Here is a 25,225-nt window from a genome sequence, read left to right as displayed (position 1 = left end):
GAGTGAGCGCTCAGGTTCGGGAAGTTCTGTCAGCCGGGAGATTCAGACGGTTAGAAGCCGCGAGCCTCGACGATGTCGTCCATCGTCCGCAGGTCGTAGCTGATTCCGGCGTAATCGAGCAGACGGCAGAGAGCCCGCACGGCGACGCCCATTCCGTCCGGTCCGCTGAAGCCGCCGAACTGCCCGCCCCCTTTCAGGTGCGGTTCGAGTTCGAGGAAGAAGCCGGGAGCTCCGAGCTTCGTCATCTTCTTCGTCAGCTTCGGCAGATGTCTGGCCAGATCGCGGAAGATGGCTTCGTGACCCGAATCGCCAATATCAGCCGGAACGAAGTTCTTCAGTCGGTCCTCATCGACCACGCCGGTCCACACCAGCGACGGATCGATCCGGTAGTCCTTCACGTGGATCCAGCCGGTGTCACTCCGCATGGCTTCGTATTCTTTGAAGCATTCGACCGGGGTCATGTTCTGGGTCGACAGGTTCCCGCCGTCAAAGATGCAGACCATGTTCGGATGCTTGACCTTCTTAGCCAGAGCGGCAAGCATGCGTCCGTTCTGTCCGATGAGGTTGGCTTCCACTTCGAGGCCGTAAACGATGCCTTCTTTGGCACAGGCTTCGACAATAGGTCCGAGGCGTTCAGCGGCCTGATTGATGTAGCCTTCCGGTGCCTCTCCCTGGGGATGATAGAACGAAAAACCACGAATCAGCTTCGCACCCAGGGCCTTGGCCGCGTTGATCGTGTTCTGGACTTCGCCTTTCAGATACTTCTGCGGATCGACGTACTTGTTGTGAGAGCCGTCTTCCTGATCAAGCAGCTTCACCTTGCCGAGGCGGGCTCCGATGCTGGTCACCGACATGCCGTAGTCGTCCTGCACTTTTTTCATCTGCTTCCACTCTTTGGCGGAGAGATCGACAACGTGCTTCACTTCGCCGGTGCCGGCGACATCGACAAAGCGAGGGCTGTAGTACTTCAGACCGAGGCTCGAGAGCACAGCCATCTGCTCGATGATGGTCTTGGTGTTGGCAGCTTCATCGCCAAAGGCGCTGATCAGAACTTTGGGGCGATCTGTCATTGTCATTCCACTTCTAAAGGGGCGGTCCCGACCCGTGTTGTCTGGAGAGCCAAGCGCGAATTCCGGGATACGAGGCGGCCGGAGGCCTCAGTATCGGAGACGTCGGCTGCACGGTGTGCAACCGGGGACTTCCGTTGCTCAATAACGGCGGAAGTCGACTCGGCGTGATGGTAGCTGGTCGGTCCGGGAATGAAAACCGACGGGATTTCGCCGAGGACGTGACAATCCGCCGTCGGCTCCAGATCGGCAATGAAAATCGACGCACTGAAGGAATAGCCCAGACGGTGTCCGTCTGGATGATGGAGTCACAGGAAGATGCTGTCCATCGCGAAATCAGCACTGGCCACGTTGAGCTGAATGCCTCGCGATCCAGCCCGAGAACGTCCGTCAGCGACCTCTTGTGGCTTCGTCACTCAGAGGTTGAGCATGACGGACATACGGTGGAGGGGCTTCGTGGAAAATTGGGGCCAGTGAGGCCGAGTGCCACGCATGCAAAGAAAAAACCGGAAGCAGTGTTGCTCTGCTTCCGGTCTGGTTTGCGACTGATTCGAGATCAATACCCGAGCGGGCGATAGTAGCGGTTGAACAAAGGTCCGTACTGCGTGGTGTATCGGCGGTACGTGGAGTTCGGCGTCCAGTAGGGATATCGCCAGCCGAAGTAAGAAGCCGGACCGTAGCCGTATGCCGGCGTGTACCAGTCGAACGGAATCGGGTGTCGGATCGGCGGTTCGGTGATCCGAGGCTGGTTGTAAACGCGCTGCGGTTTGTCCTGCTTGTGAATCACAGTCGGACGCAGTTCGCCGAACAGCATTTCCATCGTCGCTTCATGACGGTACGACGGGTTCGCCAGATATTCGGCTCGACTGAAGGGGATGGAGTCATAAACCGCCTGATACTGAGCCGGTGAGATGGATCGCTTCGAGTCCGACTCACTCTTCTCGATCTCCGCCATTGCTTCGTCGTGTCCGAGCGGTTGGACGTGGGGTCCGCCGACCATCGCTTTGGATTCCCGATCGAGATCGAAGGTGACGAGTTCCTGCTGCGGCCTGGTGCCGGCAACATGGCTGGGACCGGATGTAATCAGCATTGTCCACTGTTCGCCCTGCTCGGCGCGTTGTTCGGCAGTCTTCTCCGTCGTTTCCTGTTGAGCCGGCTCTTTCCTGTCGACGGTCTCGTCCTTCGCAGAAGGAGCGGCTTCCGCACCAGGATCGACCGACTTCAGCGGGTTCGGCATCGGCATGGGGGGAGGGGTGACTTCCAGAGCCTCCTCGGGTTCTTCCACATTCATGGGATTCGGAACAGCGAGGGCCGGGGCCTTCGGCTCAGCTGGTTCTTCCGCCGGTCTGGAAGGGGGCATTGCAGGCTTCGGATCCTCAACAGGGGCGTCTTCGGAAGCCGCCTTCTTGCGGTCCGCTTCAGTCGCTTCCTGGGCGTCCTTCTCCTTGACGTCTTTCCGAGGCTGCGGTTCGGTCGATTTCGGTTTCGGTTTCTGCTTCGGCTCCTTTTGCGATTCATCGGGAGCGATCAGGATCGGCAGACCTTCTTCGTCCGGCGGATCAACCGGTTTCAGTTCCTGGCTCTTTCCCATCACCGACCAGCAGAGCAGGAACCCGATCAGGCCGACCCGAAATCCAGCCGTGAGTCCCCAAGATTGCGTTGTGAGCCTGAATGCGTTGCGAATCATAGTCCTGTTTCCTGTCTGGCCCGCGGCGAAACTGCTTCACCGGCGTTGCCGAAATTCCTGCCGAACCGTTGCTTCTTTCGAACTTAGGAATCCGGTACACCCAAAGACAAGAAGTCAAATGGCGACCCTGTCAGTTTGTCTTTCCACAAGCCCCCTGCCAGTTCTGATCGTTACAACCGTTACGATTCGCACCCCGCCTGGCGTTCCCGTGCGTCGATCATTCCGTGAGGAAGCTCGCAGAAATCCTGCTGGCGCGATTATGCGCGGCAGCGCGACCGCAGCGGTCGTTCGCAAAGTATTCGGGCTGTCGATCGCACCCAATCTCGGATGTCCGGATAGTCACGTGAGTCCTGTTATTCGGGGCCGCATCCACGAACCAACGTGGGCCCGAGGAGATGGAGCGGTTTGATTATTTTCCGAATTTCCATTTGACCGATTTGACATTCACGAGATCATAGTTTGGTGCTGACGTGAACCGCAGCATCACCCACAGGGATGATTCACCGCCAGGATGAGCGTGTGAAAGGAGCCGGAGGAAGCGGCTGGGACTTCGAAACGAATGACGTGTTTCAAGTATCTCGTACCACTTCGGTAAAGCGACGCACTTTCTGACAGCCGCGATTTCCCTGCGAGGCGACAATGCTTAGACACACGACCCTCTTTTTTTCGAGCCTGTTTTTCCTGCTCGGAGTGATCCTCGGGCTCACAGGCCGGGAGTCGCTGACTCAGAGTTCCGTCCACGCCGAACACATGACGGCTTCGGCTGTCGATCAGATGTACCGCCAGCTGGCGGTCGCCCAGTCGCCGCTCGGCGATGGCAGTACGCTCCTTTCGCAGATTGCCTCGGTCACGACGCCAAGCGTCGTTCACATTCAGAGCGAACGGCAGTCCAAAACGGGTGGCCTGGTCGAAGAAACTGGCTCGGGCGTCATCATGACCAGCTCACAGGCCCGGACACCGTTTGTCGTGACCAATCGGCACGTGATCGCCGACGCCGAAGTCTATGACATCCGGATTCAGCTCCACGATGGCCGCACGATTCATCCCACCGAAGTTCGGGCCGATGAGAAGTCCGATGTCGCCGTGATGATGATCGATGAGCCCAACATCCAGCCAGCTCGCTGGGGTGACAGTGACACGGTCAACATCGGCCATATGGTGCTCGCCCAGGGAAGCCCGTTCGGCCTCAGTCAGTCGGTCACATTCGGCATCATCTCGGCCAAGGGACGCCGCTCGCTGCGACTGGGTGAATCGAGTGACGTCATCAATCAGGACTTCCTGCAAACCGATGCGGCCATCAACCCGGGCAACAGTGGCGGTCCGCTGATCGACCTGTCCGGCCGTGTCATCGGCATCAATACCGCAATCGCCTCCAACAGCGGCGGCAATGAGGGGATCGGCTTCAGCATTCCCAGCAACCTCGTCCGCTATGTCACCGAGCAGCTCATCAGTCATGGCAAAGTTCGCCGGGCCTATCTCGGGGTGAAGCTCGATCCGGACTTCGACCTGGAAACGGCACAGAAAATGGGCCTGGACCGTGTTCGCGGAGCCCGCGTGGTCGATGTCTACAAGAACACGCCGGCGTCCCGCTCCGGGTTAATCATCGACGATGTGATCCTCTACTTCGGTGGTGTGGAAGTCCTCGACGAGAATCACCTGATCAATCTCGTCAGCCTGACCTCGGTCCAGACGAGCGTGCAGGCAATCATTCTTCGCAACGGCAAACGTCAGACCATTCCCGTTGTTCTCGGTGATCGCGATGATCTGGAACAGCGGAGCGAAGCTCCGAAGCTCAACGACTGGCGCAGCCGCTAAACAGGAACGCACTCCGCCGCTCTACACGATCTTTTGACTGCCGAAAAGACACGCCTTTCCCCACGGGCGTGTCTTTTTTTCTTTTGGCGTTCGGAGAGAAACCGCTTCATCCCGGGAACGTGAAGGAAGGATTATTCCCGTTGATCCGATCCCATCAGTCGTGCGGGCCGGGCGCTGTCGGGAAAAGGCATCTGTTGCGGGAATTCAACAGACCGAGCCGTGGTTGCGAGCTAGGGTTTCACAGCGACCGCCGGTGGCGCGGAGATCTATTGGTCGTCCGTGAAACCGCTCGCTGAGATTCCACACACTACTGACTCGACGTTCGCACCAGAAAGCAGTCTCCATGGCCAGATACCTCGTCACAGGTGGAGCCGGATTTATCGGATCGCACATCGCTACCCGTCTCGTTGAGCAGGGCCACGATGTCCGGGTCTTTGATAACCTGAGCACCGGCCACCAGCGTAATCTGGATGCGATCCCGACAGGTTTTGAATTCATCCCGGGAGACATTCGCAATCCCGAGGCGCTGGCCACAGCCGTCGAAGGTCGTGAGATTGTCATCCATCAGGCCGCTCTGGCTTCCGTGCCGCTGAGCATCGAGAAGCCGGCCGAAGTTCATGATGTCTGCGCGACGGGAACACTTAATGTTCTGAATGCCGCACGAAAAGCCGGCGTCCGCCGCGTAGTCTACGCCGCTTCGAGCAGTGCTTACGGCGACCGGCCGCAAATGCCGAAACAGGAAAGCCATGTGCCGCAGACCCTGTCGCCCTATGCGGCTGCGAAGCTCGCCGGCGAGTTGTACTGCGAGTCCTTCGCGCAATGTTACGACCTGGAAACAGTTCGACTGCGATACTTCAACGTCTTCGGTCCGCGTCAGGATCCCAACAGCCCGTATTCGGCTGTGATTCCGTTGTTCGTGACTGCTTTGCTTTCCGGACGCACCCCCAAAATTTTTGGCGATGGCAGCCAGTCCCGCGACTTCGTTTACGTCGGCAATGTCGTCCAGGCGAACCTTCTCGCGGCGACCGCTCCGGGCGCTTCCGGCAACGTTTACAACGTGGCCTCCGGCGAACGGGTCGGTGTGGGCGAGATGCTGAAGCAGATCTGCGATCTTCTCGACGTTCCGTTCGCTCCAGATTTCGAACCACCACGTGCGGGAGACATTCTCCACTCCTGGGCCGACATCTCCGCCACGACCCGCGATCTCGGCTATGTGCCGGAAACCGGCTTTGAAGAAGGGCTGCGAGAAACTGTGCTCGCTTATCGCCGGCATCTCGAAGAGGAACAGGCTCGTGCCAGCAGTTGCTGACCCGGCTGTGCGTTAGAAGACAGACAGAGACTCGGTACTTTGAATATGGCAGCAGTCCAGCGACGGTCTGCGTGATCCCTCCGAAACACAAAGGCATTCCAGGTGAAGACGTCCACCGCTAATTCGAACGACCGACTGGAAGGGCATCCCCTCGTCAAATCCAGCGAGCCGACGATTGATCTTGTGCGACTGGCATTCAAGAACATCTTCGTGCTTGGACTGGCAGCCGTGGCCGGACTCGGACTGGGGATCATGGCCTACAAGGCGATTGGCCCCAAGTACGTGGCCAATTCGCAGATCCTGGTCAAGCTGAAGAATCCGATCGAGATTCGTGAAGACGGGAACCGCATTACCGTTGGGGAACGCAGTGCTCACGTCGAGATTATTCGCAGCCCGAAAGTCGTAGAACGAGCCGTGCGCGATGGTCAGCTGCAAAAGCTGGCGACGCTCACAGGCAGTGAAGAACCTGCACGTGACATCATCGACGGCCTCAAGGTGAGCCGCACCGCGGGGGAAGATCATCATCAGTTCAACATCCTGAACCTGGCTTACACAACGACCAATGCCACCGACGCCACCGCAATTCTGAATGCCGTCATCAAGGCTTACGACGAGTATCTGCAGGAAGACGCCCAGAAGAACCATTACGAACTCCAGACACTGCTTCAGCAGATCAACGATGATCTGGCCCCCCGACTGGCAGAGAAGACAGCCGAGTACCAGAAATTCCGCCAGGAAGCTCCACTGCTGTGGAAAGCCCCTCCCGGAGCGGAGAAGGGTCCGGACAATGTCACGAATATTCACCATCAGCGCGTGCAGGCCGTCGCGGCCGAACGCGTGAAGGTCGAGCTTTCCTACGAAGAAATCAACTCGCGTCTGACCACGCTGCGCTCGGCGATCGAACGGGGTGAGTCGCGGGAAGCATTGATGCTGCTCGTGAAGACGTTCCTCTCGAAGGATCAGCAGGCGACCTCACAAACCGTGGTGACCGGCGCGACCCAGCGGGAGCGACTCGATTCCCAGCTGATTCCACTCCTGCTCGAAGAACAGCAGCTGCTCAAACTCTACGGCGGTGGGCATCCGGATGTGAGCAACGTGCGGAAACGCATCGATCTGGTTAAGAGTTATTATCGACAGCTGGGCGTCGAACTGCCGCTCGTGCAGACGAAGCGAAACGAGACGACCGGACAGAGCGAAGTTGTCTACGGAAATGATCCCGTGGAAACTTACCTCGTTGCTTTGAGCCAGCAGAAGGGCGAACTGCAGAACCGTCTGGTCGAACTCGAGAAGCTCTACCAGCGGTCGTCCGACCAGGCCAAGGCCTTTGCTCATTATGAGACTCGCGATCAGCTGTTGAGCGAAGAACTGGAGCGAATCAAATCGCTGCACGACATCGTGGCCAACCGAATTGAAGTCCTCAGCCTGGCTCCAGATAAAGGCTATCAGCTGCAGCAGATTTCGCCCGCCCGTCCTGAGAGCGACGTGAAGCACCTGATTAAGATCGTCGGCGGTTGCCTGGTGATGACGATGGTTGTCGCATTCGGCTGGCTCTTCCTCCGGGAGATGCGGGACACCTCTGTTCGCGACCTTAACGATATCCGCAGCATCGTCGACGCCCCGGTTCTGGGAACTCTGCCGGCCATCAACAACCCGTCGAAGAATCTGGCGGCGGCCCGGGAAACCGGTTTGGCTCCCATGCTCTACTACTATCACGATCCCGGCTCACCGGAAGCAGAAGCCTGCCGTTCGGTTCGGGCGACCTTCTTCGTGCGAACCGCCGATGCCAACGCACAAATCGTCCAGTTCACCAGCTCTGAGCCGGGCGACGGTAAGACGACAACGATTTCCAATCTGGCGATCTCCATCGCTCAGGCCGGAAAGAAAGTGCTTCTCATCGATGCCGATCTGCGGCGTCCGATGGTGCACCGTCTGTTCGGACTGCGTGAAGATATCGGCTTGAGCGAATGCCTGCTCGGCGAGATCGAGTTCTCCAATGCGAAGCAGCAGTCAGGCATTGAGAACCTCGATATACTCACCGCAGGAGCCATCCCCGCCAAACCGGCCGAACTCCTGTCGTCAGCCAAACTGCATTATCTGTTCGGTGAGGCCAAACGCGATTACGACTACATCCTCATCGACAGCCCGCCGGTGCTGGCCGTCAGCGATCCCTGTATCGCCGCTCAAAGCGTTGACGCCGTGATGCTTGTGATCCGCATGAACAAGAACCGCCGACCGTCCATCAAGCGAGCCCTCGAGATGTTCGAGTCTCATGAGATTCGTCTGCTCGGCGTCGTCGCCAACGGACTGCAGGGGCATTCGGGAGAGTATCAGTATCGCGGCGGCTACGGTGGCGGATATCAGACGTATCCATCGAATAAGCCGACAACCGAAACTCTCGAACCGGTCTTGCCCATCAACCAATCGTAGTAATTCCTCGTTCCGGACCTTCGCTCATGCGTCGGGGCAGGAATGTGCACTCACACACGATCGATCGGGAATGAAATCACCTGATCGATCGTGTCGCGTTTCAGAGCCAGCATGATGAGCCGGTCGAGGCCAAGCGCGACGCCCGAGCAGTCGGGCAATCCGGCTTCCATGGCCGCCAGCAGATGTCGCGTCTCTGGAAGGTCGCTCAACCCCTGCCGCACGCGGATTGCGTTCTCCAATGCGTTGCGTTCTCGAAGCACGCTGGCATCGAGCAGCTCCCGGTAGCCATTGCAGATCTCCAGTCCACCCACGTAGAGTTCAAACCGTTCGGCAACCCGCGGATCCTCAGGCGAGAGCCGGGCCAGCGCAGCCTGGGAAGCCGGATAGTTGTAGAGGAAGACCGCATGCTGTTCGGCGAGCCAGGGCTCGATCCGTTCGCAGAGCAGCAGTTGAGCCCAGAAGTCCCAGCCTTCGTCGATTCCCGCGTGCTCCGAGGGAACCGCATCAGGGATCGTCTGCAGACAGAATTCCATCAGCTCGGCGGCGTCGAGTTCGAGAATCTGGATCCCCAGAACGTTCTCAAATGCATCGGCCCAGGTGACACGCAGAAACGATTTCGCACGCAGCCCGTCTGGATGCAGAAGTTCGCGACAAAGGGCTTCTACAAACGACATCTGCGAGACGAGATCGTCATCGAGGGCGTACCACTCCAGGATCGAAAACTCCGGGTTGTGCCGATCGCCGGCTTCATCTTTCCGGAAGGCACGGGTGATCTGATAAATCCGATCCGCCCCGGCGGCAAGCAGTCGCTTCATACAGAACTCCGGCGAAGTCTGCAGGAAGAATCGTTCGGACGTTGTCGCGTTATTCGCTGACAGAATGAGCTCAAACGGATCGAGATGCGCATCGATCACGGATTCACGGCAGAGCAGAGGAGTTTCGACTTCCCAGTAGTCGTGTTGCTCAAAGAAACTCCGGACGCGAGCCGTAAGTGCGGCTCGTGCCTTCAGTGCGGCAATCTCCGCAGTCGGCAGGTAAGCATCAGACATATCCCATCACCACTGGAGCGGAGTCGCTCGAACCTATGTCCGCGTGACCGATCAATTGCCTGGAACGCAGCCGCTACAGGCAGAAGGAACCGTTACCCGTCGTTCACAGCTCAAGAGCGAATCGCTCTACCGTATGTCCGCAGGGAATCGAGTTTTCGCCTGAAACGCGGCCCCTTATGCAGGCGGAACGGCTACACCATTAAGTGAACTGCTCTAAGCCCGACGCTGGGCCTGCTGAAAATCGGCGATCTTCAGGATGTGAGGCTCTTCCGCGTACTGTTCCTGAGGAACCTCCTGCACTCGACGGGCATAGACGTCTCGCAGGAACTCCGGGAAGACATCCCACTTGCCGACCTTCTGATTCCACAACCGAGCGAGCTGCGAGAAGAAACGGGCCTCGTAACGTGCGACCACCAGATCTCGTGCCGAGTCGATGGGGTCGACATCAGCCGGCGTCCACTGCCGTGGACAAAGCTTGTATTGCGGGAGTTTCTGTTCGCGACCGTACTCAGGAACTGAATGCAGAATGGGCAGCTCGTTCTGAACGTCGAACTTGGTCGGAAAGACACGGCAGGCTGCCGGCCGTGACTGATAGATTCCGCATTCGCCCCGTCCGAGGGGATGCTCGGCATCCGGCGGCGATTCTTTCAGGAACTTGCAGCGACTCGAACCCGGAAACAACGAACTGTCCTCGTGTTTCAGACAGATGACGAACGGTGTTTGCGGTTCATCGTGGAAGAAGAAGTGCGGCGCATAGTTCGCGGCGATCGATCCTTCCGGATCGGCCCAGCGGCAGCCGAAGTCCCAGAACGTCCGGCCGGTATCCCGCTCGATGCGAATGATGTCAGCCCCTGTCATGGGAATTGCGAAGGAGCGGCAGCACCCGGCATGACATCCCTGGCATATTCCCATTGCAGTGTCCTCAAGGCCGGTCTCGCAGGCGAGCCGACGGAATACGGAATCCGATACAGTTCTGGTATCGTCACAACCGCTACAACCGTCACAGTCAAAGCCGGGAACTGGCACGATTTCCCCCGGGATCGCCGGCGGTGCCTCGCGATCCCCCGACGCGAAGGTCACCCTCAACAATGGCTGCGGCGCAACTGCAAACGCGAAAATGGGATAGCGTTTCGGCTTCAGGGAGGCCACAAGGTGTTGTGGTTGCTCAGAATCGTCATAAACGGCCCCCGTACACTATTCTGGCGTGCCGAACAAAGGTTTTCGACAGGTTGTTGACAGCGGATCTGCAGCGAATCGCTTGGAAACAGCCGACTTACGAAGTTTTCCACAAAATCGATTTATCACTGGTGTTTCCGAATGTCGACACATACAATATTTAGTGTTGACAGCCTTCACGGATCCTTTATATTGCGACGTAGCGGTTTTCCGCGGCGATTCGCTGCACGACGTGGCCAATTGCCATGCGGATTCGGCAAGGAGGTCTGACTGGCCTGCAGTCAGGACCCGGATCTACAGTCGCCTGAAGACGTCGACTCGGATTTGTACAGTAGTTTTCAGTTAATGCTGGAGAAGGCAGAATGGACTCAGTCATGCAGATTCTCTCCTCCTTCAATTCTACAGCTCGATGGTTACCTGCGGCCCACTCCGGGCCCCAGTAAGAGCCACTTCCCGACGGCATAATTCCCGTCGATTTCAGCGAGCGATTTTTTTCACGTCATGTTGACCAACGCTCCCGGTACGCGCACGCCGCCCCGAGCCAGCGATCGACTTTCGAATATTGAAATCCCTGAGACCTGGAGGTCTGGGGACTCGGAAAACCATTTTTAAGTAATCTACTTACGTAGGAGCAGCTGCTATATGACTCGGCCGCAAACAGACTGGATTGTCCGCAAACGTGATGGTCGTGTGTCTTCGTTCGATCTGGGACGCATCGAGCGAGCCATGGAGAACGCGATCCGCGCCGAGCTGAATCTGGCGGACAAGCAGCCGCTCGATTCCGAAATGCAGGGCATCGTCAAGCAGATCAGCCAGGAAGTCGCTGAGCAGATTGCCCAGTCGGCCAGCTCTGACCAGGGTGTCGGCGTCGAAGAAGTCCAGGATGCCGTCGAACTGGGTCTCATGAAGCACGGCCAGTACCGTGTTGCCCGACGTTATATTGTCTATCGTGCTGAGCATGCAAAGCTGCGGGCTCTGCGCGGAGAAATCAGTCTGGCTGAAGATGGCGTGACTGAACGGGTACAGATGCACGTCACCTTCGACGACGGCACCAAAATCCCGTTCGACAGCAACCGCATTCATCAGCGTCTGGCCGCCGCCTGTGACGGTCTGGAAAGCACCTGCTCGGTTTCGGCTCTCCAGGAAGAAGTGCTCAAGTCGATTTACGACGGCATTACCACCCGCGAAATCTATCGGGCAATGATTCTGGCCGCCCGGTCTCGCATCGAACGCGATCCGGACTACGACATTGTCGCCGCCCGGCTGATGCTCAACGTGATTTATCACGACGCTCTTGGCAGTGCCCCGAGCCAGAAGAAGCTGCCGCAGGTTTACCGCAATCAGTTCGAGCACTACGTGATCGACGGCATCACGGCTGAGCGACTTTCGCCGGGCCTGCGTGATTTCAACCTGACCGAAATCGCCGACGCCTTGCGTCCGGAACGCGACACGCTGTTCCAGTACCTCGGTCTGCAGACGATTTACGATCGCTACCTGATCCATGTCGACGGCCGCCGGATCGAGACGCCGCAATACTTCTGGATGCGGGTCGCGATGGGCCTGGCTGTAAACGAAGGCGAAGACAAGGAACAGCGGGCAATCGAGTTCTACAACATGCTTTCGTCAATGCGGTTCACTTCCGCCACGCCGACGCTGTTCAACTCCGCGACGCTGCATCCGCAGCTCAGCTCCTGCTACCTGTCGACGGTCAGCGATGATCTCGAACACATCTTCAAAGTCATCTCCGACAACGCCAAACTCTCCAAGTGGGCCGGCGGACTGGGCAACGACTGGTCGAACATCCGTGCGACCAACGCTCACATTCACGGCACCAACGGCCAGAGTCAGGGTGTGATCCCGTTCCTCAAGGTTGTCAACGACACCGCCGTGGCCGTCAACCAGGGGGGCAAGCGAAAGGGAGCCGTCTGTGCTTACCTTGAAACCTGGCACCTCGACATTGAAGACTTCCTCGATCTGCGGAAGAACACCGGAGACGATCGCCGTCGTACGCACGACATGCACACGGCCAACTGGATTCCCGACCTGTTCATGAAGCGGGTGCAGGCCAACGAAGAATGGACCCTGTTCAGCCCGGACGACGTTCCCGATCTGCACGACCTCATGGGATCGGCCTTCGAAGAGCGGTATCGCCACTACGAGAAGCTGGCCGCGGATGGCGAGATGGAGATGTTCCGCAAGGTGAGCGCGGTTGAGCTCTGGCGGAAGATGCTGACCCGCCTGTTCGAAACCGGACACCCGTGGATCACCTGGAAAGATCCGTCCAACGTGCGTTCGCCTCAGGACCATTGCGGTGTCGTCCACAGCAGTAACCTCTGTACCGAGATTCTGCTGAATACCTCCAAGGACGAAACGGCGGTTTGTAACCTGGGTTCGATCAACCTGAAGAACCACATCGTCAATGGGCAGCTCGATCTTGAGATGCTCCGCGAAACGACCATGACCGCGATGCGGATGCTCGATAACGTGATCGACATCAACTACTACCCGACACCGGAAGCGAAACGCTCCAACCAGCGTCACCGTCCGGTCGGCCTCGGACTGATGGGCTTCCAGGATGCTCTGCTCGCTATGGGGCTCAGCTACAGCAGCGACGAAGCCGTCGAGTTCGCCGACCGCAGCATGGAAGCGATTTCGTACTACGCGATTCTGGCCTCTTCCGAGCTGGCCAAAGAACGCGGCAAGTACTCCAGCTACGACGGTTCAAAATGGGACCGCGGCCTCCTGCCGATCGATACACTCGACGTGCTTGAACAGGAACGTGGAGAAGCCCTCGATGTCGACCGCAGTGCGTCGCTGGACTGGACGCCGGTTCGGGAATCGGTTGCGAAGTACGGCATGCGAAACAGCAACTGCATGGCCATCGCTCCGACTGCCACGATTTCGACGATCATCGGCGTCTCGCAGTCGATCGAGCCGTCCTACAAGCATCTGTATGTGAAGAGTAACCTGTCGGGCGAATTCACGCAGGTCAACACGGTGCTGGTCAAGGAACTGAAGAGTCGCCACCTGTGGGACGACGACATGCTCGACGCTCTGAAGTACTACGACGGAGCCCTGGCTGAAATCGATCGAATTCCGGCTGATGTCAAGGTTCGCTATCAGACCGCCTTCGAAGTGGAGCCGTACTGGCTCATCGAATGTGCGGCTCGTCGCCAGAAGTGGATCGACATGGGTCAGTCGCTCAACCTGTATATGCAGGCCCCGAGCGGCAAGAAGCTCAACGACATGTACATCGACGCCTGGAAGAAGGGTCTCAAGACGACTTACTACCTGCGTTCGCTCGCCGCGACGCAGGTCGAAAAGTCGACCGTCGACGTTAACAAGTTCGGCATTCAACCCCGGTGGATGAAAAACAAGTCAGCCTCCGGCGACATCCGCCTCGACCGCGGCCACGCAGCCACCGAAACCCCGGTCGAAATCCCGGCCACAATGGTCGGCCAGACGTGTGACCCGGACAACCCGGACTGCGAAGCGTGTCAGTAACAGGCGTTAGGCGTCAGGCGTTTGGCATTAGGGATGAAGAAGACGCTGGAGGTTCCGATGAGTGAGAGTGGTTATCGGGACCTTCAGGTGTGGGTGAAAGCGATGGCATTAGTTGAAGATGTTTATCGATTCGCCGCATTGTTTCCAGATACCGAACGCTTCGGCCTGACGAGCCAGATTCAACGAGCGGCCGTTTCGATTCCAAGTAATATCGCTGAGGGCTACGGATGTGGCGGCGGAGATTATGGCCGCCACATCAACATTGCTCGCGGCTCATTGGCAGAACTCGAAACGCAGCTCGAGATTGCCGACCGGTTAAACTATTTGACCCGAGAACAAGCCAAGCCGATCTGGCAAACCGCCCAGGAAGTGGGCCGCATGCTGACCGGTTTGTCCAAAGCATTGAAGAACAGGCGTTAGGCATTTGGCGCCAGGCGTCAGGACGCCGTTGATCGCCGATTTTTGCAGCGACGCCTTAGGACTTTTCCCGTACTCGATCTTGAATTCATCATCAGCGTTCCCAAAATCCCTAACGCCTAAAGCCCAGCGCCTAGCGCCCTAATTCCAAAGGAATGAAACCATGTCGACTCTCAGCATCCAGGAACAACAGCTTCTCGATACGCCGACCGAGCGGTTTAAGGCCAGTGAAAAGCGGCTGATCAACTGTGCCCGGGTTGATGTTAATCAGCTCATGCCGATCAAATACAGCTGGGCCTGGGAACATTATCTCAACGGTTGTGCCAATCACTGGATGCCGACCGAAGTGGCGATGACCAAGGACATCGAGATCTGGAAGTCGAACAAGCTGTCCGACGACGAACGTCTGGTCGTCATGCGGAACCTCGGCTTCTTCTCGACAGCCGAGTCGCTGGTTGGCAACAACCTCGTGCTGGCGATCTTCAAGCATGTGACGAACGCCGAGTGCCGGCAGTACCTGCTGCGGCAGGCGTTCGAAGAAGCCGTGCACACGCACACCTTCCTCTACGTGGTCGACAGCCTCGGCCTGAACGAGAGCGAAGTCTTCAACATGTACCACGAAGTCCCTGCGATCGCCCGCAAGGACCAGTTCGAGATGAAGCTGACGGCCGAAGTCCTCGCCGACGACTTCTCGACCGAGACCTACGAAGGCAAGCAGGCATTCCTGCGGAACCTCATCGGCTACTACATCATCATGGAAGGGATCTTCTTCTACACCGGCTTCGTGATGATTCTCTCCTTCCACCGCCGCAACCTGCTGACCGGGATCGGCGAGCAGTTCCAGTACATCCTCCGCGATGAGTCGATCCATCTGAACTTCGGCATCGACCTGATCAACGGCATCAAGGCCGAGAACCCGGACATCTGGACGCAGGAATTCCAGGAACACATCATCGAGCTGGTCCGCGAAGCGGTCGAACTGGAAATCGAATACTCGACCGACTGCCTCCCCCGCGGCGTCCTCGGCCTGAACGGTCAGCTGTTCCGCGACTACGTTCAGCACATCGCCGACCGTCGCCTCGAACGCATCGGCCTGCCCACCCAGTTCAACTCCAGCAACCCGTTCCCCTGGATGAGCGAAACGATGGACCTGGCCAAAGAAAAGAACTTCTTCGAAACCCGCGTCACCGAATACCAGACCGGCGGGGCGCTGTCCTGGGATGAGTAATCGTCTCGGATGAGATTGAATTCCAAACCGGAGTTCGGCAATGCAGCCGGGCTCCGGTTTTTTCTTATTGAGTCCTAAGACTTACCGGGCAGCCGTCCCTTGTGCTTTCGCTCGTTTAAGCGGAGCCGTGTTTTCGGTCTGCCTCAGGAAGTGGTCCCGGGAAGAGCGAGGGAACAAGAGCAACTCTACAGGACGTCATCGCAGAGTTCGAAGACGTGCCGTATGAAGATGACGGCGAGTCCTAGCGCCCCCAGCGGCAGACCGGGATGCCCCTGAGGCGGCTGATCAGAGACGCGCGCCCGTGTGATCTGAGGGACATCCGAAAAAGAAGAAACCCCTGATCAACAGGGGTTCTGGCCGGCAGATTCAGAAAGAAAGCGGAGAGGGGGGGATTCGAACCCCCGGTACCTTGCGGTACGTCGGTTTTCAAGACCGGTGCATTCGGCCGCTCTGCCACCTCTCCAGGTGCTGAACATTGCTTTGAGGAATCGGAGATCCCGCCAGCATGTTCGACTCAGCCGTCGGGAAACGTAGCATGATTGACGGGATGGTGTCAAGAAGGCGTTGCCGCCCGACCGGTGTGCTTTGATCTGACACGCGCGGCATTGAGCGGGTTCAGCGGAGAGGTTTCTCCCCGGGTCGCGGTGAGACTTGCCCCGGGTTGTTTCCAGGACATATCAGCTACAATGGAGGCTCGATCACCTGAACCGCAACGAAAGCAGTAACGATGTCAGACACGCAAGGCGAGCCGAATCGGCTGATTGACGAAACCAGCCCCTATCTGTTGCAGCACGCGTACAATCCGGTTGACTGGTATCCCTGGGGCGAAGAAGCCTTCGAGGCTGCCCGCGAGCAGAGCAAACCTGTCTTTCTCTCCGTCGGGTACAGCGCCTGTCACTGGTGTCATGTGATGGAACGGGAGAGTTTCGAACACCCGCAGATCGCCGAATTGATGAACCGCTGGTTCATCAATGTGAAGGTCGACCGCGAAGAGCGTCCCGATGTTGACCAGATTTACATGACAGCCGTGCAACTGGTGACCGGCCGCGGCGGCTGGCCGATGTCCGTTTTCATGACGCCGGAGGGTGCCCCGTTCTATGGAGGAACCTATTGGCCGCCCGTCGCGCAGCAGGGCATGATCGGGTTTGCCGATATTCTCGCCAAGATCAACGAATACTGGCAGCAGCATAAAGACGAGTGCGTGTCCAAAGGGAAGGAGATGGTCTCGGCCATTGAGGAGATTCAGCTCCAGCAGCAGGTCAAGAGCATGCTCAAGGAGGACCTGTTGAGCCATGCCGCCGATGAAGTTCTGAAGGCCGCCGACTGGACTCACGGCGGATTCGGCACGGCTCCGAAGTTCCCCCATCCGGTCGACCTCAAAATGTTGATGCGATGCTGGAAACGCTTCGACAACGAGAAGGCGCTGGAGTTCGTACGGCTGACTCTCGACAAGATGTGGGGCGGTGGGATCTACGATCATCTCGGCGGCGGATTCGCCCGTTACTCGACCGACCAGATCTGGCTGGCTCCACACTTCGAGAAGATGCTCTACGACAATGCTCAGCTCGTGCCGTTGTATCTCGATGCCCACGCAGCGACAGGAGAGAAACACTATCTGACCGTCGCAACGGAAACGCTCGACTACGTCCTCCGGGAGATGACATCGCCCGAAGGCGGGTTCTACGCCACGCAGGATGCTGACAGTGAAGGTGTCGAAGGGAAGTTCTACATCTGGAAGAAATCGGAGATCGAAGCACTGCTCGGCGACGATGCCGAGATGTTCTGTCGCTGCTACGACGTGGCCGAAGGCGGCAACTGGGAAGGGCACACCATTCTCAATCGGACGGACCAGTTCGACGCCGCGCGGCAGGAATCGGGACTCGATGAAGTTGCGTTCGAGGAAAGACTCCGCCAGTGTCGCGACACACTGCTCGATGCGCGCGAAGAACGAGTGCATCCCGCGCGGGACGACAAGCATGTCCTGGCCTGGAACGGAATGATGCTCTCGGCCTTCGCCCAGGCGGCGGGGATGACCGGCGAACCCCGTTATCGAGAAGCCACAGAGAAAGCGGGCGAGTTCCTGCTGCGGGAAATGCGAGCCGAGAATGGTCTGCTCTGGCACACCATGAAAGACGGACAACGCAAGATCCCCGGCTTCCTGGACGATTACGCCTGCTTCATCGAAGGTCTGACCGACGCCGCCCTGGCCGTTCACAACGAAGCTTTCCTGAATGCAGCCGTCCAGCTCAGCGAGCGGATGATCGAGCAGTTCTACGACGATTCGGCCGAAACCTTCCTTTACACACCCCGGGATCATGAAAAGTTGATCGTTCGCATCCGCGATCAGTTCGACAACGCGATCCCGTCGGGATCGAATCTTGCCATTTATGCCTTGCTGAAACTGGGGCAGCTGACCGGCATCGATCGTTTGACCTCCGTCGCCGTCAAAGCACTCGATACCGTATCGGGGGCGATGCTGCACCAGCCCGCCGGGATGGGACAGACACTGCTCGCTCTCGATCGCTATCTGGGTCCCGTGGAAACTCTGGTCTGTGCCGGGGCTGATGCCTCTGAAGTCGAGACGATCGCTCGGGAACTGCGAAATCGATTCGCCCCGCTGGCTACCGTTCTCCCCCTAACCGAGTCGATGGCCAACTGGCCCCATCTTAAGGATCTCGTCGCCGACAAAATCGCGGTGGACGGACAGCTGACCGTCTACCGGTGTCAGGGAACGAGCTGCGACGCCCCGTGGGTCGGCAAAGAGACGATTCATCAGCAGTTGAACACAACAACCTGACGAAGCCGAGTCGGACCTGCAACCTGGCTTCCATTGACCGGAGGGAAATCGCAGTACGGTTTCAGGCGAACATTCGCGCGGGTCTGCGATCGCATGGTCCGCATGAAAGCGAATTCAAAATTCGACTGCAGGCGTTTGCCGGCGCACACTCAGCAGGGCCGGGGAATGGCGGCCATGCGACTGCCGGAGAAGCATGAAATTGCTCTTAAGAGAGCAGACGGAACAGGCGGACCGGGAAGAGTTCCGTTGGTTCGCCGGGGCTCTCTTCAGCGGGAGCCGTTTCGGGTTTGGCCGGTACGATCTCTTCGATCCGCTCGTAGACCGCGCTGGCGTCGTCAGGCACACGGGAAATGACTCCCCAGGCGTTCTGAAACTCCTGCGTGAACTGATCGCGCACGTGCGTCACGACGGTCACCGGCAGTAACGCTCCCATGGACGGCTTCCCGGATGTCTCGAAAGCGGCGTCATTTTCATCCACCAGTTCGGCTATCGGCTGAGGAGCCGGAGTCTGCAGTTCGTTGGAAACGGCAGCCGCCGACGAAATCGGCACGCCAGTCTGCCGCGCCGGAAACTGCGAATAGACCAGAACACCGACCGCCAGCGTCGAAGCGGCCGCAAAGGTGACAGCTCGCCGCAGTTGCGGGAACCGGGACAGAGGCCTGCTCGGCACGACCGGTCTGGCTGTCTGCCAGGCACCGATCGCCCGTTCAATCAGCTGAAACTCTTCCCAGAGCCGAGCGTTCTCATCGCAGCTGGCCGCATGCAGTTCCAGAGCCCGGATCGCATCCTGATCACGATTCTCAATCGCGGCTTCGAGCTGTTGGCGAAACTGTTGCGGAGTCACGGGAGATACCTTCAGTGTCGATGTCGGAGAGAAGTTTCGGGACGGTGATGATCAATGTCCGCGGCGTTGAAGACCAGCAGCCAGTTGCTGACGGCCTCGATGCAGCCACGTTTTAATTGTTCCCTCGGGCCGGTTGAGACGTTCCGCAATCTCGGCACAAGAGAGCTGTTCCTGATAGAAAAGCAGAAAACATTCACGCAAATGAGGTTTCAGCTGACCGAGCTGCAATTGCACTTCCTCGGCAAGTTCCGCCGTCTGCTGTCGCGTCGCTTCGGAGACCTTTTCGGGAGCGGATCCCGCCAGGTCCTGCGAAGTCACCACGGCAGACCGACTGCGACGGGCCAGGGCGGTCCGACAGCGATTGGCGGCGATCGTCAGAATCCAGGGACGCAGCGGACGTGTCTGATCCCAGTGATGCAGGCTGCGAAAAGCTCGCACAAAGGTTTCCTGAACGACGTCTTCGGCGTCTTCGTGATGCCTGAGGATCTTGAAACTCAGTCGATACACCGAGTCGCGAAACCGCTGCACGAACGACTGCAGGCTCTCTGCGTCGTCGGTCATGCAACCGCGAACGAGACGAAGTTCAGTCGTCAGCGAGTTCGGATCGGACATCACACAGCTTACCTGCGATGAGCGGACAGGGTTTCATCGATTCGGGCGAAATGTCTGAACGAGAGCAACACGAAACCGGTTTACGATTTCTGCACAGCTTCCCGCGCAATCGCTCGAGCAGCCTTGTAGGCGTGGCGAATTGTATAGAGCCGGCTTTCGATCTGTTCTTCGCCGTAATAACGTCCACTGTCGCTATGCGGCAGCCCGGCCAGGGCGATTGTCAGAGGCAGCAGATCGACGAATTCTCTGTACCGACGCTGGACATCAGGATTCACTTCAGCCACGGCCGCAACTCCTCGTTGGAAATCGTTGTTCACTGAGCAAACACCGCGAACCTCGGAACGGGACGCGGAAAACCTGCCGGTTGAGAGTTTTCAAACCGGCAGGCTGCATCAGCTTAACCGAGATCACCTGTGCATTGGCAGGGAAATCCGGAAAAATCGTGCGGACAGCGTCCCTGCAATCTGGTCCCAATCAGGACGGGCGTCGGCGGAGATACTGCTGGATAATGTCGTTGGCTTTGGACGACGGATTCTCCTGAGCAAACGACTGCCCTTGGTTCTCCGCGGCTTCTTCCTTCTTAGGCTCTTCGCGAGCACCAGTCTCCGAAGGATCGGGAAGCTTCATCGGGATCTCGTCCGCCTGATTACGTTCGTTCTCCGAGGCTTCGTCTTCCGGTTCCTGCTCTTCCTGAACGCCTTCGTATCCAGGATAGTTGTGTGGATACTGGAAACCGCCCTGCTGCTGGGGATACCCCGGCGGCATCATCGGGTAGCCGGGCATCTGCGGCGGATAACCTGGCATCTGAGGGTAACCCGGCATTTGCGGATACGGGTACTGGCCCATCGGCATCTGCGGCGGGTAACCGGGCATCTGCGGGTAGCCACCATAACCCGGAGGAAATGTCCCCGGAGCATACTGGAGCGGCTGCCCGGGATATCCCTGGTTGTGGCCCTGCTGCGGATAGAACGAGGTGTCGCCTTCGGCGATCATCTGCGTGTCCTGAGGGTGGACCGGAATCTCATCCATCGTCTCCATTCCGGCAATCTCGCCCGTGTCGGATTCGACGGCTTCCGGAATGGTTTCTCCAGCCAGATCGGTCGGTTCCGGCGGTTCTGCGGGAACGTCGCCAGCGGGGACAGCTGCCGCTTCGCGAACAGTCACGCCAAATTCGAGCTTGCCGATTCGAACCCGGTCTCCGCTCTTCAGAACGACCTGACCGCGAATCGCCTCATCGTTGACGAAAGTTCCGTTGGTGCTGCCGAGATCTCGAAGCCGAACAGAGTATTCGTCCAATGTGAACACGCAGTGGTGGCGACTGACCAGATCGTTATTGGGCCGCATGTGGCAGTCTTCACCGCGACCGACAAGGAACTTCTTGGTCGTCAGGGAAATCACTTTCCCTTCATGACGGCCAGCGATAATGCGCAGATCCGCTACGAGCATGAGTTTAACTCCAACACCTTGAAATTCGATTATTCACAAAGTCGTTCCCGCCAGCCCGGAGTCGAAAGATTGGCCGCGAGGGATGTCGGAATGAACGACTGATGTGCAAAGCAAACCCATGAATCCGAACTCCTGAGTTGCAGACTGCAACCGAAATCGGCATGGGGGAACCCGGGGCAGGTCAGTGCGCAGTTGGTTCCTGAACGGTGCGTTGCCGTGATCACGAAGAAAGACGGGAATGTGATCGGGGTATCGCTGCAGGAAACCGGGCGTCATGACCAGTCTAGTACATTGAAAAAATCGAACTTAAGACGAAGGGAAAAGAAGATTACGTCGGTCTCTGAAAGGGCGGTGCAGCCGTGCTCGACAGGAAGAGAAATAGAAAGAATTTTGTCGATGCGGTGGCCTTCAATCAGCCGGATTCAAAGTACTGTCACGCTATTCGTCCTACAGAGTATTGTCAACAACACATCTGTGGATTTCAATCTAAAATTCATATTCGACTGTGGGCTTAAGCCGTTGTTAACCAATGAACTTACGGCCACGCCCATTCTTAACTATCGACCACTTGAGGTCACTCAGTTTCAAGGAATGCCCCGAGTTCCTCGACCGGCATGAGATTCATCTCAAAAATCCGGTTTCGGAAGGCCGCGATCGGCTGCAGCGTATGCAGCCAGCGGCCGGGACGCACTTCATAGGAAATTATGCCACCGTCGGCACATTTGATAATCTGGATTCGGTGATTCTGGTCGACACTGCAGAATTCGTTGATCGGGCCGGCTTCCGGAAGGAACTCCACCACCGACTGATCCTGATCGTCGGGCGCATGCCAGCGGATCTCCCGGCCCGGCATTCGTTTCCAGTTCCGACCGGCCATAATCTGGGCGCATGTCTTCCGCGTCGCGGACTGCCCTGGCGGGTAACTGCTGTTCATTCTTACTCAACTTTCTGACGCATCGCGGCCCACCACGGCAGCGAGATACCGCCGTCCATCAACATCGTCGAGCCTGTCATGTAATCGGCATCCGGACTCAGCATGAAGGCGATCGCCCGCCCAATCTCTTCGGGGGTCCCCAGCCTGTTCCAGGGAATATTGCCTGCCCCGGCGGCGAGCTCTTCTTCAGAGAAGAACTTCCGTTCGCCTGGCGTATCGATCCAGCCGGGGTGCATGATGTTCACGCGAATTTTATGCTCGGCCAGTTCGATGGCAGCCGTCCGTGCCATCTGATCGATCGCCGCTTTGGCCATATTATAAGCCATGGCTCCCGGAAACGGGATGACCGAATGCGGAGAGCTGACCACAGTGATCGCGCCTCCACTCCCTTGCCGAATCATCTGCTGCGCGGCCGCCCGGACGCCGTAAAATGCCCCCCACATGCTGACATCGATCGTGCGGCGGAAACCTTCCATGTCGGCATCGACCATCTTCTCGCGATCGCTGTAGACGGCGTTGGACACGTAGCCGTCGAGCGAGCCCCACTTCTCCGCGACCTGGGCCACCATTTGTTCGACCGACTGCTGGTTGGAAACATCAGCCTGAAGGGCGAGTCCCTGGCTTCCGAGCGATTCAATCTCTTTGACCACTTCGGCAGCGGCCTGGGAACTCGAATGGTAGTTCACCGCGACGTTGGCCCCGGCCTTGGCCAGTTCGAGGGCACACCCTCGCCCGATACCACGGGACCCACCAGTAACGAGGATATTCTTGCCTGTGAGATCCATGGGTGGTTCGATCAACTTTCGTAGAAGTTCCCGAGCGGTGGAACGGCAAAAGCACACGGAGCGCGATCGGCCGAGCCTGCTGATGACGGTGTGTCAGACGACGTCGTTTAACCTATCAAAACCGGCTGGTCCGTGAAAGCGTCGGCGGTCGAAGCACGCCCGGCTCGGGACGTAAAAAAACCGGACCTGAAGCCCGGTTTCGTGAGTCAACATTTCCTCCACGCCTTACGGAGCCATCAGCATCGGCTGCTGACCGTAGTGCTGTTGCGGGGCAGACTGCGGTGCGTTGCCGTACTGATACTGGCCGTTGTACGACTGCTGATACTGGGGCTGCTGTTGAGGAGCAGGCTGGTAAGAAACGCCCGTGTATGGATCGGTATTCATCTGCGGCTGCGGCGGAGAGGGATACGGCAGGAAGCCGTTGTTCTGCTGCTGCGGCGGCTCGTAAGCTTCGGGCGGCGGAGCCAGTTCCTGCTCGTAAGGGCGGGGCGGATACTCCGGATAGTAATTCAGTGGATTCGGGTTCTGAGGAGCCCGGTTCTTTTCCACGCGTCGCTTGAACAGATTTGGTTGCGGGTACTGAAGCAGAGCTTCCTGAGCATTCGAAGCGCCATTGCTCATCGTGGCGCGGGCGTGATACCGGTGCCAGTACTGCTGAGAGTACGGCATCCGCGGCGACATGCCCCATCCCGAAGCGGTCTGAGCCTGCGGCATCACATGCTTGTAGTTGTAGGGGCGGAAGTGCTTGTAGGCTCCATAGAACGGCATGTACTGAATGTAGCCGTGCATCCAGGGATCCTGCTGATCGTACGGATAAAGCCGTTCCGAACCGATTGGACCGTAGACCCCTTCGGCATATCCGCCGGAGAAGCCTTCCTGATCGTAGATTTCAAGCTCCTGAGCCTGGAGACTGCCAGTCAGCAGCAGAATCGCCAGCATGGCTTGAGGAAGTTTTCTAAGCAACATGTGATCGTCCCTGTTAACTCACAGACTCCTGGGTCGCAGCCCCGACTGCGATCTTCCGGGCAGATGTTGCCTTGATTCCCCCCGTGGCGTTCACGAAGCGCGCAATCCGCTGTTGCGAAAAGGCAGCAATCCCCACTTACCAAATCGGAATTTTGCATCACATCCTCAAGACGATTTCGACAGGATTTCTCAACAAAGACGATATCCTGACCTGGGGATTGAACGATTTGTGCGGTTATGGCCGGAAATCTCCGATGCGGCTCGTTCTGCGGTGTAGATTTGTCAAAAAGTCCGAAAGTCTGCCCGGCGGACTCTCTTCTGTTCTGACAAACAACCCGAGGCGAATTCATGATGATCCGCATTTTCACGGTCCTGGCTCTCTGCCTGTCGGTTTCCGCTGGCATGGTGCAGGCACAACTGCTGACCACGGACGACGACAACAACTACGACGACGCCGGAAATCGGCTGCCGCCGCAGGTCGATCCTGACAAGGATGCTCCTTCGCGTCTCCAGGAAGGGGAATTCGAAGGCGTTGATCAGGCGATCGATGAAGAAGATCAGGAACCTTACTACTTCCCGCAGCCTCATATGTTCGAACGACCGCTGATGGTCGGAGCCGACCAGTTGAATCACTATCGCGGCTACTGGCAGCCGGGCGGATATGATCAGCGTGCCGGATCGCCGTTCTTCAACTCGGTCCCCAATGCTCCACCCCGTGGCCCGCTGGCCGGTAACGGTCCTCGCGGCATGGGCGGCAACATGGGCGGAGCTTACGGCAATAACGGCTACGCCGCTGGCAACAACTACGGCTATGCTGGAACAAACACCTACGCCGGTGACTATGGTTATGGCGGTGGTTACGATGCTTCCTACGGCGGCGGATACGCCGGCGGTGCCGGTTACAACTCCTATCCCGGTTACGCCAACTACGGCGGCAACTACGGCGGGGGAGCAGGAGCCGCAGGCGGAGCGGGCGGCGACCCGTATCAGTATCACTTCGGCCCCGGTTACTACCGCAGCAGCGACTACGGCCACTTCCGCTTCCCATACTACAGCTACCGTCGCCCCTGGTACCACCCGGGCTTCGCCGGCTACAACCGCGACACGAACATTCCGTGGTAATGAGCAGGCGTTAGGCTTTAGGGCTTAGGCGTTTGGAAAA

19 protein-coding genes and 1 tRNA gene are annotated in these 25,225 nt (G+C 58.1%); 8 read left to right on the top strand and 12 right to left on the bottom strand.

Going from position 1 to position 25,225, the window contains the following annotated elements:
- Positions 1-50: 50 nt before the first annotated feature.
- Positions 51-1,070 (bottom strand): sugar phosphate isomerase/epimerase family protein, encoded by a 1,020-nt coding sequence (locus tag L1A08_RS12975; protein WP_238756846.1) that lies wholly within the window; start codon positions 1,068-1,070, stop codon positions 51-53.
- Positions 1,071-1,623: 553 nt separating this feature from the next.
- On the bottom strand, positions 1,624-2,754 hold the full coding sequence (locus L1A08_RS12970; protein ID WP_238756844.1) for a hypothetical protein: 1,131 nt from the start codon (positions 2,752-2,754) through the stop codon (positions 1,624-1,626).
- 639 nt (positions 2,755-3,393) lie between these two features.
- Between L1A08_RS12970 and L1A08_RS12965 the strand changes: the two genes are divergently transcribed.
- The 3 genes from L1A08_RS12965 to L1A08_RS22855 all read left to right on the top strand — a co-directional run bounded on the left by L1A08_RS12965 (position 3,394) and on the right by L1A08_RS22855 (position 8,305).
- The gene (locus L1A08_RS12965; RefSeq protein ID WP_238756842.1) at positions 3,394-4,569 is read left to right on the top strand and encodes a S1C family serine protease; all 1,176 of its coding nucleotides are present in this window, start codon (positions 3,394-3,396) and stop codon (positions 4,567-4,569) included.
- A 343-nt stretch (positions 4,570-4,912) separates the two neighbouring features.
- Positions 4,913-5,878 (top strand): SDR family oxidoreductase, encoded by a 966-nt coding sequence (locus L1A08_RS12960; protein WP_238756841.1) that lies wholly within the window; start codon positions 4,913-4,915, stop codon positions 5,876-5,878.
- A 102-nt stretch (positions 5,879-5,980) separates the two neighbouring features.
- Positions 5,981-8,305, top strand: a complete 2,325-nt coding sequence (locus L1A08_RS22855) for a polysaccharide biosynthesis tyrosine autokinase (RefSeq protein WP_238756840.1) — start codon at positions 5,981-5,983, stop codon at positions 8,303-8,305.
- Between the two features lie 50 nt (positions 8,306-8,355).
- Here the strand turns inward: L1A08_RS22855 and epmA are convergent, their stop codons facing one another.
- A complete protein-coding gene (gene epmA / locus L1A08_RS12950; protein ID WP_238756839.1) occupies positions 8,356-9,354 on the bottom strand; it encodes an EF-P lysine aminoacylase EpmA in 999 nt (332 codons plus the stop codon).
- 213 nt (positions 9,355-9,567) lie between these two features.
- Positions 9,568-10,266 carry a YkgJ family cysteine cluster protein gene (locus L1A08_RS12945; RefSeq protein WP_261362874.1) on the bottom strand — a complete coding sequence of 233 codons (699 nt, stop codon included), beginning with the start codon at positions 10,264-10,266 and terminating at the stop codon, positions 9,568-9,570.
- 906 nt (positions 10,267-11,172) lie between these two features.
- Here L1A08_RS12945 and L1A08_RS12940 point away from each other — a divergent pair.
- The 3 genes from L1A08_RS12940 (at position 11,173) to L1A08_RS12930 (ending at position 15,679) form a co-directional block, all read left to right on the top strand.
- On the top strand, positions 11,173-14,034 hold the full coding sequence (locus tag L1A08_RS12940) for a ribonucleoside-diphosphate reductase subunit alpha (protein ID WP_238756836.1): 2,862 nt from the start codon (positions 11,173-11,175) through the stop codon (positions 14,032-14,034).
- 33 nt (positions 14,035-14,067) lie between these two features.
- Positions 14,068-14,454 carry a four helix bundle protein gene (locus L1A08_RS12935; protein WP_238756835.1) on the top strand — a complete coding sequence of 129 codons (387 nt, stop codon included), beginning with the start codon at positions 14,068-14,070 and terminating at the stop codon, positions 14,452-14,454.
- A gap of 160 nt (positions 14,455-14,614) precedes the next feature.
- The gene (locus L1A08_RS12930) at positions 14,615-15,679 is read left to right on the top strand and encodes a ribonucleotide-diphosphate reductase subunit beta (RefSeq protein ID WP_238756834.1); all 1,065 of its coding nucleotides are present in this window, start codon (positions 14,615-14,617) and stop codon (positions 15,677-15,679) included.
- A gap of 378 nt (positions 15,680-16,057) precedes the next feature.
- On the opposite strand, the gene L1A08_RS12925 is transcribed toward L1A08_RS12930, so the two are convergent.
- Positions 16,058-16,142, bottom strand: a tRNA-Ser gene (locus L1A08_RS12925).
- Positions 16,143-16,406: 264 nt separating this feature from the next.
- On the opposite strand from L1A08_RS12925, the gene L1A08_RS12920 reads away from it, so the two are divergent.
- Entirely contained in the window at positions 16,407-18,476 is a 2,070-nt protein-coding gene (locus L1A08_RS12920; protein WP_238756833.1) for a thioredoxin domain-containing protein, read from the top strand.
- A gap of 205 nt (positions 18,477-18,681) precedes the next feature.
- On the opposite strand, the gene L1A08_RS12915 is transcribed toward L1A08_RS12920, so the two are convergent.
- The 7 genes from L1A08_RS12915 to L1A08_RS12885 all read right to left on the bottom strand — a co-directional run bounded on the left by L1A08_RS12915 (position 18,682) and on the right by L1A08_RS12885 (position 24,063).
- Complete coding sequence (locus L1A08_RS12915; RefSeq protein WP_238756832.1) at positions 18,682-19,320, bottom strand: hypothetical protein; 639 nt, start codon at positions 19,318-19,320, stop codon at positions 18,682-18,684.
- Positions 19,321-19,371: 51 nt separating this feature from the next.
- On the bottom strand, positions 19,372-19,932 hold the full coding sequence (locus L1A08_RS12910; RefSeq protein WP_238756831.1) for an RNA polymerase sigma factor: 561 nt from the start codon (positions 19,930-19,932) through the stop codon (positions 19,372-19,374).
- An 80-nt stretch (positions 19,933-20,012) separates the two neighbouring features.
- The gene (locus tag L1A08_RS12905; RefSeq protein WP_238756830.1) at positions 20,013-20,216 is read right to left on the bottom strand and encodes a hypothetical protein; all 204 of its coding nucleotides are present in this window, start codon (positions 20,214-20,216) and stop codon (positions 20,013-20,015) included.
- A 190-nt stretch (positions 20,217-20,406) separates the two neighbouring features.
- Positions 20,407-21,378 carry an FHA domain-containing protein gene (locus tag L1A08_RS12900; protein WP_238756829.1) on the bottom strand — a complete coding sequence of 324 codons (972 nt, stop codon included), beginning with the start codon at positions 21,376-21,378 and terminating at the stop codon, positions 20,407-20,409.
- A 574-nt stretch (positions 21,379-21,952) separates the two neighbouring features.
- Entirely contained in the window at positions 21,953-22,312 is a 360-nt protein-coding gene (locus L1A08_RS12895; protein ID WP_238756828.1) for a hypothetical protein, read from the bottom strand.
- A 2-nt stretch (positions 22,313-22,314) separates the two neighbouring features.
- Positions 22,315-23,097 carry an SDR family NAD(P)-dependent oxidoreductase gene (locus tag L1A08_RS12890; RefSeq protein ID WP_238756827.1) on the bottom strand — a complete coding sequence of 261 codons (783 nt, stop codon included), beginning with the start codon at positions 23,095-23,097 and terminating at the stop codon, positions 22,315-22,317.
- 225 nt (positions 23,098-23,322) lie between these two features.
- The gene (locus L1A08_RS12885) at positions 23,323-24,063 is read right to left on the bottom strand and encodes a hypothetical protein (protein WP_238756825.1); all 741 of its coding nucleotides are present in this window, start codon (positions 24,061-24,063) and stop codon (positions 23,323-23,325) included.
- Positions 24,064-24,411: 348 nt separating this feature from the next.
- On the opposite strand from L1A08_RS12885, the gene L1A08_RS12880 reads away from it, so the two are divergent.
- Positions 24,412-25,185: a hypothetical protein gene (locus tag L1A08_RS12880; RefSeq protein WP_238756823.1), complete on the top strand. Its 774-nt coding sequence runs from the start codon at positions 24,412-24,414 to the stop codon at positions 25,183-25,185.
- Positions 25,186-25,225 lie beyond the last annotated feature (40 nt).

The organism is Rubinisphaera margarita, from assembly GCF_022267515.1.
Classification (GTDB): domain Bacteria; phylum Planctomycetota; class Planctomycetia; order Planctomycetales; family Planctomycetaceae; genus Rubinisphaera; species Rubinisphaera margarita.
Note: the sequence above shows the minus strand (reverse complement) of the source record. Positions and strands in the feature narration are given on the sequence as shown.

What these genes read in the sequence shown, in the direction of transcription:
- L1A08_RS12930 (WP_238756834.1), top strand. Translation starts at nt 14,615, where the DNA reads ATGTCGACTCTCAGCATCCAGGAACAACAGCTTCTCGATACGCCGACC.
- epmA (WP_238756839.1), bottom strand. Translation starts at nt 9,354, where the DNA reads ATGTCTGATGCTTACCTGCCGACTGCGGAGATTGCCGCACTGAAGGCA.
- L1A08_RS12895 (WP_238756828.1), bottom strand. Translation starts at nt 22,312, where the DNA reads ATGAACAGCAGTTACCCGCCAGGGCAGTCCGCGACGCGGAAGACATGC.
- L1A08_RS12885 (WP_238756825.1), bottom strand. Translation starts at nt 24,063, where the DNA reads ATGTTGCTTAGAAAACTTCCTCAAGCCATGCTGGCGATTCTGCTGCTG.
- L1A08_RS12970 (WP_238756844.1), bottom strand. Translation starts at nt 2,754, where the DNA reads ATGATTCGCAACGCATTCAGGCTCACAACGCAATCTTGGGGACTCACG.
- L1A08_RS12965 (WP_238756842.1), top strand. Translation starts at nt 3,394, where the DNA reads ATGCTTAGACACACGACCCTCTTTTTTTCGAGCCTGTTTTTCCTGCTC.
- L1A08_RS12960 (WP_238756841.1), top strand. Translation starts at nt 4,913, where the DNA reads ATGGCCAGATACCTCGTCACAGGTGGAGCCGGATTTATCGGATCGCAC.
- L1A08_RS12910 (WP_238756831.1), bottom strand. Translation starts at nt 19,932, where the DNA reads ATGTCCGATCCGAACTCGCTGACGACTGAACTTCGTCTCGTTCGCGGT.
- L1A08_RS12890 (WP_238756827.1), bottom strand. Translation starts at nt 23,097, where the DNA reads ATGGATCTCACAGGCAAGAATATCCTCGTTACTGGTGGGTCCCGTGGT.
- L1A08_RS12975 (WP_238756846.1), bottom strand. Translation starts at nt 1,070, where the DNA reads ATGACAGATCGCCCCAAAGTTCTGATCAGCGCCTTTGGCGATGAAGCT.
- L1A08_RS12920 (WP_238756833.1), top strand. Translation starts at nt 16,407, where the DNA reads ATGTCAGACACGCAAGGCGAGCCGAATCGGCTGATTGACGAAACCAGC.
- L1A08_RS12940 (WP_238756836.1), top strand. Translation starts at nt 11,173, where the DNA reads ATGACTCGGCCGCAAACAGACTGGATTGTCCGCAAACGTGATGGTCGT.
- L1A08_RS12945 (WP_261362874.1), bottom strand. Translation starts at nt 10,266, where the DNA reads ATGGGAATATGCCAGGGATGTCATGCCGGGTGCTGCCGCTCCTTCGCA.
- L1A08_RS12900 (WP_238756829.1), bottom strand. Translation starts at nt 21,378, where the DNA reads ATGCTCGTAGCGGATCTGCGCATTATCGCTGGCCGTCATGAAGGGAAA.
- L1A08_RS12880 (WP_238756823.1), top strand. Translation starts at nt 24,412, where the DNA reads ATGATGATCCGCATTTTCACGGTCCTGGCTCTCTGCCTGTCGGTTTCC.
- L1A08_RS12935 (WP_238756835.1), top strand. Translation starts at nt 14,068, where the DNA reads ATGAAGAAGACGCTGGAGGTTCCGATGAGTGAGAGTGGTTATCGGGAC.